Consider the following 9560-nt stretch of genomic DNA (forward strand, 5'->3'; position numbering starts at 1 on the left):
CTTCCCCCTCACCCCGACCCTCTCCCCGGGGGGAGAGGGGGAAGCAGGGGCTCCCAAGCGTCACGCACAACCGACGAAAGACCATCCTTTGCAGCGTCGCGTCACCTTCGACAACCGGCTGTTGCCCTACCTGCTGCTGGCGCCGCAGGTGGCGGTGACGTTGGTGTTCTTCATCTGGCCGGCGGCCCAGGCGATCTGGCAGTCGGTTCATCTCCAGGACGCCTTCGGCATCCGCAGCGAGTTCGTGTGGTTCGAGAATTTCACCCATGTGCTGGGCGACCCGAACTATCTCGACACGCTGAAGGTCACGATCGTCTTCAGCGTCGCGGTGACCGTGCTGGCGATGGGGGTGGCGCTGCTGCTGGCGGTGCTGGCCGATTCGAAGATCAAGGGGGCCCGCGCCTACAAGACGCTGTTGATCTGGCCCTACGCCTTGGCGCCAGCCGTCGCCGCGGTGCTGTGGATGTTCATCTTCAACCCCGACATCGGGTCCTTCGGCCGGGCCTTGCGGGCGCTCGGCTATGATTGGGACTACCGGCTGAACGGCGGGCAGGCGCTGGTGATGGTCATCATGGCCGCCAGCTGGAAGCAGGTGTCCTACAACTTCATCTTCTTCCTGGCCGGATTGCAGGCGATCCCGCGCTCGGTGATCGAAGCGGCCAGCATCGACGGTGCCGGTCCGGTGCGGCGGTTCTGGACCATCACCTTCCCGCTGCTGTCGCCGACCACCTTCTTCCTGCTGGTGGTCGACATGGTCTACGCCTTCTTCGAGACCTTCGGCACCATCCACGCCCTGACCCAGGGCGGGCCGGGCAAGGCGACGGAAACGCTGATCTTCCGCGTCTACCAGGACGGCGTGGTCAACAACGACCTCGGCGGGTCGTCGGCCCAGTCGGTGATCCTGATGGTGATCGTCATCGCGCTGACCGCGGTGCAGTTCCGCTTCGTCGAGCGCAAGGTCCACTACGCATGAAGACGACCCGTGTCATCGACCTCGTGCCGCACATCGTCCTGATCGCCGGCGTCCTGATCTTCGCCTATCCGATCTACGTGACTTTGATCGGCTCCACCTGGGATTCCGGCACCATCGGCCGCGGCGGGCTGCCGCTGTGGCCAGGTGGGCAGGGAGCGGCCAACTACGCCCAGGCCTGGGCGGGCGAGGCCGGCGACCGCGCCATGTACACGCCCGTCCGCACCATGATGCTGAACAGCCTGGTGATGGCGCTGTCCATCGCGCTGGGCAAGATCGCCATCTCCATCCTGTCGGCCTATGCGGTGGCCTTCTTCCGCTTCCCGCTGCGCATGGCCTTCTTCTGGCTGATCTTCATCACGCTGATGCTGCCGGTGGAGGTACGGATCATCCCGACCTACAAGGTCGTCGCCGATCTGGGCCTGATCAACACCTATGCCGGGCTGGCCATTCCGCTGATCGCCTCGGCGACCGCGACGCTGCTGTTCCGCCAGTTCTTCCTGACCATCCCGGACGAGCTGCTGGAGGCGGCGAAGATCGACGGCGCCGGGCCGGTGCGCTTCCTCATCGACGTGGTGCTGCCGCTGTCGCGCACCAACATCGCCGCCCTGTTCGTCATCCTCTTCATCTATGGCTGGAACCAGTATCTCTGGCCGCTCCTGGTCACCAGCAGCGGCGATATGGAAACCATCGTGACCGGCATCACCAAGATGATCGGCACCGGCGAATCGGCCAACGACTGGCACATCATCATGGCGACCACGGTGCTGGCGATGCTGCCGCCGGTGGCGGTGGTGGTGCTGATGCAGCGCTGGTTCGTCAAGGGTCTGGTCGATAGCGAAAAATAATGGACAGCGAAAAGTAAGCGCGGGCGAAGGGAAAGAAGAACAATGGCAACCGTCGAAATCCGGAACGTCCGCAAATCCTATGGGCCGGTCGAAGCGATCAAGGGCATCGACATCGCGATCCAGGACGGCGAGTTCCTGGTCCTGCTGGGGCCGTCGGGCTGCGGCAAGTCCACCCTGCTGCGCATGGTCGCCGGGCTTGAGGGCATCACCGGCGGCGAGATCGCCATCGGCGGGCGCGTGGTCAATCATCTGGACCCCAAGGATCGCGACATCGCGATGGTGTTCCAGAACTATGCGCTCTACCCGCACATGACGGTCTTCGACAACATGGCCTACGGCCTGAAGATCCGCGGGATCCCCAAGGCGGAGATCCGCGCCCGCGTCGACAAGGCGGCGGAGATCCTCGAACTCGGCCGCTTCCTCGACCGCCGGCCGAGCCAGCTGTCGGGCGGCCAGCGCCAGCGCGTCGCCATGGGCCGGGCCATCGTGCGCGAACCGGCCGCCTTCCTGTTCGACGAGCCGCTGTCGAACCTGGACGCCAAGCTGCGCACCCAGATGCGGGTCGAGATCAAGCGGCTGCAGGACCGGCTCGGCATCACCAGCCTCTACGTCACCCACGATCAGGTGGAGGCGATGACGCTGGCCGACCGCATCCTGGTGATGAACCATGGCGTCGCCGAGCAGATCGGCACGCCGCTGGAGGTCTACCAGCGGCCGGCCAGCCTGTTCGTCGCCGGCTTCATCGGCTCGCCGCCGATGAATGTGCTGGACGGCCGCATCGACGACCGCGGCGAGGCTGTGCTGGTGCCGGGCGGCCAGCGCCTTCCCTTGCCGCGGCCGCGTCCGACCGACGCCGGCCGTCCGGTGAAGCTGGGCATCCGGCCGGAACATATGGCCGTCGCCGCAGCGGGCTTCTCGATCGAGATCGAACTGGTCGAGGCGCTGGGCGCCGATACGGTGGTCTATGGCCGTCTGCCGGATGGCGAGACCCTGCTGGTCCGCATGGCCGGCATCCCCACCGTGCGCGAGCGCGACCGGCTGACCGTCGCCCCGCAGGACGGCGCCCTGCACCTGTTCGACGCGGTGACGGGACGCCGGATAGAGTGAAGGATCAGATCAGAAATCCGAACAGCGCCCTTTGAACTCCCAGTCACCATAGCGGGTCGGCTCCGGCCCCTTCGGGCCGCCGATCTCGCCCGGCTTCTGTTCGGGACCCTTGGCTTCCGTCCCATCGGGGGCTGTTTTGGCGGTCACCGTCTCGGCGGCGTCCTGTTGCGGCTTGGTCGGTTCGGTCATCATGTCCATCGCGAAACTACGGGCATCTCGGGGGGCATCTTGAACGCGGGCGCGGACCGGACCCATATCTCGGTCATGTCCGGGATCGGGGCGGGTTACCCCCGCTTCGGCCCATCCTGAACCGATATGGCGATCATGACCAGCTATCTGAAGACCACCATCCTCCTTGCCGGCCTGACGGCGATCTTCATGGCGGTCGGCTTCCTGCTGGGCGGCAAGACCGGCCTCGTCATCGCCTTCGTCGTGGCGTTGGGCATGAATCTGTTCAGCTATTGGAATTCGGGCGACATGGTTCTGTCGATGTACGGCGCCCGCGAGGTCGATGCCTATTCCGCACCCGAATTCCACGGCATCGTCGCCCGACTGGCGGAGCGTGCCGGCCTGCCGATGCCGCGCGTCTACATCATCCAGAACGACCAGCCCAACGCTTTCGCCACCGGCCGCGATCCGGAGCATGCGGCGGTCGCCGCCACCACCGGCCTGCTGCAGCGCCTGACGCCGGAGGAGATCGCCGGTGTGATGGCGCATGAGCTGGCCCATGTGAAGAACCGCGACACGCTGATCATGACGATCACCGCGACCATCGCCGGCGCGGTATCGATGCTCGGCAATTTCGGCCTGTTCTTCGGCAGTTCCAGCAACGACGAGCGCGGCGGCAACCCGCTCGGCATGGTGGGCGCGATCCTGGCCGCCATCCTGGCCCCCATCGCCGCGACGCTGGTGCAGATGGCGATCAGCCGCACCCGCGAGTTCGAGGCCGACCGCATCGGCGCCGAGATTTGTGGCCGTCCCAACTGGCTGGCCGACGCGCTGACCAACATCCACAACAGCGCCAACCACATCCCCAATTATCAGGCGGAGGCGCACCCGGCGACCGCCCACCTGTTCATCGCCAACCCGCTCAGCGGCGCCAGCATGGCCAGCCTGTTCTCCACCCACCCCGACATGGGCGAGCGGGTCGCGCGGCTGCGCGCGATGGCGGCCCGAACCGGCAGCTTCGGCGGCGGGTTCGGGGGCGGTTTTGATGGCGGCCGCACCCCGCCCCGCGACGGCCGCTCGCCCTGGGGCGCACCGCCGCAGGGGAGCCCGGCTGGGAGCCCGGCTGGGAGCCAGGGCGGCGGCTTCATGCCGCAGAACCGCCGCGGCCCCTGGGGATGATCTCCGTAACGGTCCTCCGGTAAAGCATTGCGTGCCGAAGGGGTAGGCGACTACCTTTCCGGCACGCGCTCACCCATGACGGCCGCCAGGGGAATCTTGCATGTCCGACGCCGCGAAATACCGCCTCGTTACCCGGTCCGACTTCGACGGGCTCGTCTGCGCCGTCCTGCTGAAGGAGCTGGGCATTCTCGACGAGATCAAGTTCGTCCATCCCAAGGACATGCAGGACGGCAAGGTCGAGATCACCGGTCGCGACATCACCACCAACCTGCCTTATGTCGATGGCGCCCATCTGGTCTTCGACCATCACCTGTCGGAAACCATGCGCGTCGGCGGGAAGCCGAACCACATCATCGACCCCAAGGCCCCGTCCGCCGCCCGCGTCGTCTATGACTATTATGGCGGGAAGGAGCGCTTTCCCACCATTTCCAACGAGATGATGGCGGCGGTCGATCAGGCCGATTCAGCCCAGTACGAGCGCGAGGACATCCTCAACCCCACCGGCTGGACCCTGCTGAACTTCATCATGGACGCGCGCACCGGGCTGGGCCGCTTCCGCGAGTTCCGGGTGTCGAACTACCAACTGATGATGGACCTGATCGACTATTGCCGCAGTCACAGCATCGAGCAGATCCTCGACCTGCCGGACGTGAAGGAGCGGGCGGACCTCTACACCCAGCATGCCGAGCTGTTCGTCGACCAGATCAAGCGCTGCGCCACCGTGCGCGGCAATGTCGTCGTCCTCGACCTCCGCAAGGAGGAGACGATCTATGCCGGCAACCGCTTCATGATCTACGCGCTGTTCCCGGACACCAACGTCTCGATTCATGTCCTGTGGGGCCTGAAGCAGCAGAACACCGTACTGGCCTGCGGCAAGTCGATCCTGGATCGCAGTTCGAAGACGGACATCGGTCCGCTGATGCTGCAATATGGCGGCGGCGGCCATCAGGCCGCCGGTACCTGCCAGATCGACAACGACCGGGCCGAAGAGGTGCTGGAGGCCATCGTCGCCCGCATGCGCGCGGACGGCTGAGCGTCATTGATCGGGTCTTGAGCGTTTGAGCGTCTTTCTTCCCTTTCCCGGGGGTGCCCTGTTCGACGCCGGCTGGCTGTCCGCCCTGTCGGACGAGGTGCCGCGGGCGGAGGCTTTCGACCGCGCCCGCCCGGTGGTGGCGGACGCCATCGCCCGCACCGACGCGGCCGGCGCGCTGGCGCTCACGCGCATCGACGCCTTGGTGGCGGGGGCGGCGCTCGACGTCATTCCGGCCCTGCTGGCGGCGGAGGCCGTGGACGTGCCGGCCGCCGCCGCGGCGAGCGAACGCTCGATCCACGATCTGATGAGCCGCGTCGCCTACAAGCGGCGCGAGCTGATGCCGCTTTTCCCGGATCTGATCGCGCATGTCGCCGCGGTCCACGCCGCTGCGGTTCATGCCTGCGGCGCGGCGCGCTGGCGGCTGATGGCGATGCGGGCGCGGATGCAGCCCGGCCGGCCGTCCAGTCCGATCCAGGGCGGCGGCACACGCTATGTGAAGAGCGACCGTTTCGACGCCCGCGCCGCCGAGAGCCTGCCCGCCATCGACCGTACCCGTGCCGACCGCATCCTGAAGCGGCTGGGCGAGGTGCCGGTGCCGGACGAACTGGAGCTTCGCCCGCTGGACGGCGGAGACGATCTCTGGACCATCAGGGCCGGCGGGATCAGCCGCTTCATCCTGCGGGTCGAGCGCGACCGGCGCGGGCCGTTCTACATGGTGGAGGATGTCGGGCCGCAGGCGGCCTGACGGCTGTCGGCTCAGGACGCCTGTCGCGACCGCATCTGTTCGCGATAGAAGATGTAGACGCCGCTGCCGACGATGACGGCGGTCCCGAGGATGGTCGACAGGCGCAGGTCCTCACCGAACAGCATCAGCGAATAGACCGCCGCCCAGACCAGTGTCGTGTAGCCGAAGGGAGCCACGGTGGCGGCGGGAGCAGCGCTGTAGGCGCGGATCAGGCAGAAATGGCTGATGCCGCCCAACGTCCCCAGCAGGACCATCAGGGCCGCGGCCGTCAGGTCCGGCGTCACCCAGTTGAAGGGCAGGGCCAGCGTACAGACCAATGTGCCGGCCATGCCGGTGTAGAAGATGGTCGTCGTCGGCGAATCCGCGCTCTTCAGCTTGCGCGTCGCGATCTGGTACAGCGCGTTGCAGAAGGCCGCGGCCAGCGGCAGGGCCAGGGCCCATTGGAAGGTGCCGCCCACCGGCCCGACGATGATCAGCGCCCCCGCCATGCCGGCCAGCACGCCGACCCAGCGCCGCCAGCCGACTTTCTCGCCCAACAATGGCACCGACAGCGCCGTGATCAGGACCGGCACCGCGGCGGCGATGGCCTGCACCTCGGCAAAGGGAATGCTGCGCAACGCCAGGATGGCGAACAGGGTGGTCGCCAGCAGCAGGCAGGAGCGGACGAGTTGCAGGGGTAGCCGGTGCGACACCATCAGGTGCGGGCTGCGCCACGCGACGACGATCCCCACCAGCAGCATGTGGACGGAGAACCGCGCCCAGGCGACTTCCATCACCGGATAGCTCTTGGTCAGAACCCGAATGGTGGCGTCCTGGCTGACGAACAGCAGCGTGGTCAGCATCATCCAGAAGATGCCGGTCCGGCCCGACCGCCGCTCCGCCAAGGATCGTTCCGCCGAAGAAAGCCCAACCTGCGCCGCGTCACCGGCCGCGGCCGGCGTGCCGGCGTCCGATGTCGTCTCCCCCGTACTCATGGTCCCCGCTTCCCCTGCCTCGCCATACCAGTATATGGGCGATGGAGGGGCGGTGCCCTGCCAAGGGCGTGACATTGACGTGCCCGCCGCGCAGGGCTGCCGGGGGTCAGATCCCCGCCACGCCCCACAGCAGCAGCGCCACCAGCCCGACCAGCAGCAGGGCGGCGACGGCGGCCAGGGCCAAAGCGCGGCCGATGTCGGCGGGGATGGCGCGGGCGCGGCCGTCGCCGATCCAGCTCTCGGTGATGACCACGCCGCCATCGCGGTGCGGCCCGCCCAGCGCCAGCCCCAGCGCGCCGGCCATGGCGGCGATGGGCCAGCCCATGTTCAGGGACGGGTGCTTGCGTGCGTCGCGGCCCAGCGCCCGCAACCCGGCGCCGGCCTTGGCGGTGCCGATGAAGGGGGCCGCCAGGGCCAGCAGCAGCCCGGCCAGCCGGGCGGGCAGGGCGTTCAGCGCGTCGTCCAGCGTCGCGGCGGTCGATCCGAAGCGGCCATGGCGGACGCCGGGACTGCCCAGCGCGGCGTCGGCGCCGTCCATCGCGGTCCAGACGAACAGGCCGGGCACGCCGAGCAGGGCATAGCCGAAGACGGGCGCCACCAGCTTGCGGTCGAAGGCGCGGGCCGCGGCCTCCACCGCCGCGCGGGCGATGCCGTGCTCGTCCAGGCCGTAGACATGGCGGCGGGTCAGCGACTGGATCGCCTCCTGGCCGGCAACGACCCCGCCGCTTTCCAGCGCGCGGCGCACCGCGCGCACGCGGGTCCAGGCGGCCCGGCCGCGCAGGCCGCACAGCAGGGCCAGCAGTTCCACCATCCAGCCGCGGCCGATGGAGCCGATCCACTCGACCAGCAGCCCGGCCGCCACGGCGATCAGCACCAGGGCCAGCACGACCAGCGCTCCGCGGATCAGCTGGGCCGATTTCCCGCGCTCCGCCCGGTTCAGCCGGGCGTCGGCGACGTTGCAGAAGCGCCGCGCCAGCCCCGCCGGGTCGGGAAGGATGCGGTCCAGCCAGTCGCCGAACAGCGCGTCGATCCCCAGGGCCAGCAGCAGGAGCAGCAGCGGGCCGGGACCGCCGAAGGCCGAACCGAACATGGAGTCTCCGGAGGCTGGCTTGGGGGCGGGCGGTTCGGCGTCAGCGGGCGCCGGCCTGGCGCAGCAGGGTGCCGACGCGGGGGTTGCGGCTTTCCTGCGACCAGTTCAGCGCGGTGCGGCCGGTGAAGTCGGAGCGGTCGACCTTGGCGCCAGCCTTCAGCAGCCGGTCCACCACGTCGGCCCGGCCGCTGCGGGCGGCGACCATCAGCGGGGTCATGCCTTCGCGGTTCTCCATGTCGACCTTGGCGCCCTTCTTCAGCAGCAGGTCGATCATCTCCGGGTTGCCGTTCTCGGCCGCGGTCAGCAGCGGGGTGTTGCCGGCCTTGTCGGCACGATTGACGTTGGCGCCGCTGTCGAGCAGCAGGCTGGCGATCGCCGGGCTGGAGCGGTCGACGGCGGCCAGCAGGGCGGTCTTGCCGTGGATGTCGGCCTGGTTCGGGTTCTCGCCCCGCAGCAGGGCGCCCTTCGTCTTGGCGACGTCGCCGTCATTGACCGCCTGCATCAGGCCGGTGTCCTGGAACAGGCTGATCTGGGCGAAGGCCGGCGCGGCGGAGCCGGCGGACAGCAAGACGGCGAGCAGGGGAGCGAGCAGGAGCCGCTTCATGGCGGGTATCCTTCCTTGACGGCATGGGTGCCGGATACTAGCCAAAAGACCGGTGCTTTTGCCAGATCGGCCTTCGTCGCCACACCCGCCGCCGGGGCTGGGCTGCCTCCACCGGGCCGCATCGCCGCCGCGACCGGAACCTTGCCTGCGCATTCCGGTTAAATCCGGATCGTTCGGATTTCCCGCGAAGCGAAAGGGTGGAAGGCATGATCGAGAGCCGCGACCAGAACCCGACCACGATCGATTCCAGTGCCTGGACGGGAGACGCCGGAACCGTCGGCACCGATGCGACGGTGCGCGAGGCCGTGGCCGTCTTCGACAGCCGCGACGCCCTGCAGAACGCCATCGACGACCTGACCCTGGCCGGCTTCCAGCGCCACGAGCTGAGCCTGCTGGCCAACGACGAAACGATTCGCGAACGGCTGGGCGACGTGCCCCGCGATGTCGGCAGCCTCGCCCATGATCCCGACGCGCCGCGGCAGGCCTACATCTCGCCGGAAGATGTCGGCAGCGGCAAGGGGGTCGCGGTCGGCTTCCCAGCCTATGTCGGCGCGATCATCGCCACCGGTGCGGTGCTGGCCACCGGCGGCACGGCGCTCGCCGCCGCAGCGGCGGCGGCAGCGGCCGGGGTGGGCAGCGGGGCGGCGGGGTCCTTCCTGTCGCAATGGATCACCGACAAGCGCAACGAGCCGATGCTGCAGCATCTCGACAAGGGCGGCATCCTGCTGTGGGTCAATGTCGGCGACGCGGCGCGTGAACGCATCGCGCTGGAGGTCCTGAACCGCCACGCCGCCCGCCCGGCCGAGGTCCACGAGGTCCGGCAGACCGGATCGATGTAGGCG

General features: G+C 68.5%; 11 protein-coding genes. 7 read left to right on the forward strand and 4 right to left on the reverse strand.

All coding sequences use genetic code 11. The features are described from left to right. The first annotated feature begins 88 nt into the window (after nt 1-88). The 3 genes from ugpA to JHL17_RS27330 are packed head-to-tail and all read left to right on the forward strand — an operon-like array spanning nt 89 to nt 2925. Nucleotides 89-973 carry a sn-glycerol-3-phosphate ABC transporter permease UgpA gene (gene ugpA / locus JHL17_RS27320; protein ID WP_200197818.1) on the forward strand — a complete coding sequence of 295 codons (885 nt, stop codon included), beginning with the start codon at nt 89-91 and terminating at the stop codon, nt 971-973. Further along, a complete protein-coding gene (gene ugpE, locus JHL17_RS27325; protein ID WP_200197819.1) occupies nt 970-1818 on the forward strand; it encodes a sn-glycerol-3-phosphate ABC transporter permease UgpE in 849 nt (282 codons plus the stop codon). The genes ugpA and ugpE overlap by 4 nt, the downstream gene beginning before the upstream one ends. A 42-nt stretch (nt 1819-1860) precedes the next feature. Further along, the gene (locus JHL17_RS27330; protein ID WP_200197820.1) at nt 1861-2925 is read left to right on the forward strand and encodes a sn-glycerol-3-phosphate import ATP-binding protein UgpC; all 1065 of its coding nucleotides are present in this window, start codon (nt 1861-1863) and stop codon (nt 2923-2925) included. Nucleotides 2926-2934: 9 nt separating this feature from the next. On the opposite strand, the gene JHL17_RS27335 is transcribed toward JHL17_RS27330, so the two are convergent. Next, entirely contained in the window at nt 2935-3123 is a 189-nt protein-coding gene (locus JHL17_RS27335; RefSeq protein WP_200197821.1) for a DUF1674 domain-containing protein, read from the reverse strand. A 117-nt stretch (nt 3124-3240) separates the two neighbouring features. Between JHL17_RS27335 and htpX the strand changes: the two genes are divergently transcribed. From htpX to JHL17_RS27350, 3 genes are all read left to right on the forward strand, one after another. Continuing rightward, a complete protein-coding gene (gene htpX, locus JHL17_RS27340; RefSeq protein WP_200197822.1) occupies nt 3241-4272 on the forward strand; it encodes a zinc metalloprotease HtpX in 1032 nt (343 codons plus the stop codon). 100 nt (nt 4273-4372) lie between these two features. Next, nucleotides 4373-5305: a DHH family phosphoesterase gene (locus JHL17_RS27345; protein WP_200197823.1), complete on the forward strand. Its 933-nt coding sequence runs from the start codon at nt 4373-4375 to the stop codon at nt 5303-5305. Between the two features lie 25 nt (nt 5306-5330). Continuing rightward, nucleotides 5331-6050 (forward strand): hypothetical protein, encoded by a 720-nt coding sequence (locus JHL17_RS27350; RefSeq protein WP_200197824.1) that lies wholly within the window; start codon nt 5331-5333, stop codon nt 6048-6050. 11 nt (nt 6051-6061) lie between these two features. On the opposite strand, the gene JHL17_RS27355 is transcribed toward JHL17_RS27350, so the two are convergent. From JHL17_RS27355 to JHL17_RS27365, 3 genes are all read right to left on the reverse strand, one after another. After that, nucleotides 6062-7024: a DMT family transporter gene (locus tag JHL17_RS27355; protein WP_200197825.1), complete on the reverse strand. Its 963-nt coding sequence runs from the start codon at nt 7022-7024 to the stop codon at nt 6062-6064. Nucleotides 7025-7130: 106 nt separating this feature from the next. After that, entirely contained in the window at nt 7131-8114 is a 984-nt protein-coding gene (locus tag JHL17_RS27360; RefSeq protein WP_200197826.1) for a CobD/CbiB family cobalamin biosynthesis protein, read from the reverse strand. 40 nt (nt 8115-8154) lie between these two features. Then, the gene (locus tag JHL17_RS27365; protein WP_200197827.1) at nt 8155-8718 is read right to left on the reverse strand and encodes an ankyrin repeat domain-containing protein; all 564 of its coding nucleotides are present in this window, start codon (nt 8716-8718) and stop codon (nt 8155-8157) included. Nucleotides 8719-8924: 206 nt separating this feature from the next. On the opposite strand from JHL17_RS27365, the gene JHL17_RS27370 reads away from it, so the two are divergent. Beyond that, nucleotides 8925-9557: a hypothetical protein gene (locus JHL17_RS27370; RefSeq protein ID WP_200197828.1), complete on the forward strand. Its 633-nt coding sequence runs from the start codon at nt 8925-8927 to the stop codon at nt 9555-9557. Nucleotides 9558-9560: the final 3 nt, after the last annotated feature.

The sequence above is a fragment of the Azospirillum endophyticum genome, assembly GCF_016595245.1.
GTDB classification, from domain to species: Bacteria; Pseudomonadota; Alphaproteobacteria; order Azospirillales; family Azospirillaceae; genus Azospirillum; species Azospirillum endophyticum.

Excerpts from the sequence above, each read along its gene's own strand:
- ugpE (WP_200197819.1), top strand. The coding sequence starts at position 970 with ATGAAGACGACCCGTGTCATCGACCTCGTGCCGCACATCGTCCTGATC.
- JHL17_RS27330 (WP_200197820.1), top strand. The coding sequence starts at position 1,861 with ATGGCAACCGTCGAAATCCGGAACGTCCGCAAATCCTATGGGCCGGTC.
- JHL17_RS27335 (WP_200197821.1), bottom strand. The coding sequence starts at position 3,123 with ATGGACATGATGACCGAACCGACCAAGCCGCAACAGGACGCCGCCGAG.
- htpX (WP_200197822.1), top strand. The coding sequence starts at position 3,241 with ATGGCGATCATGACCAGCTATCTGAAGACCACCATCCTCCTTGCCGGC.
- JHL17_RS27345 (WP_200197823.1), top strand. The coding sequence starts at position 4,373 with ATGTCCGACGCCGCGAAATACCGCCTCGTTACCCGGTCCGACTTCGAC.
- JHL17_RS27355 (WP_200197825.1), bottom strand. The coding sequence starts at position 7,024 with ATGAGTACGGGGGAGACGACATCGGACGCCGGCACGCCGGCCGCGGCC.
- JHL17_RS27360 (WP_200197826.1), bottom strand. The coding sequence starts at position 8,114 with ATGTTCGGTTCGGCCTTCGGCGGTCCCGGCCCGCTGCTGCTCCTGCTG.
- JHL17_RS27365 (WP_200197827.1), bottom strand. The coding sequence starts at position 8,718 with ATGAAGCGGCTCCTGCTCGCTCCCCTGCTCGCCGTCTTGCTGTCCGCC.
- JHL17_RS27370 (WP_200197828.1), top strand. The coding sequence starts at position 8,925 with ATGATCGAGAGCCGCGACCAGAACCCGACCACGATCGATTCCAGTGCC.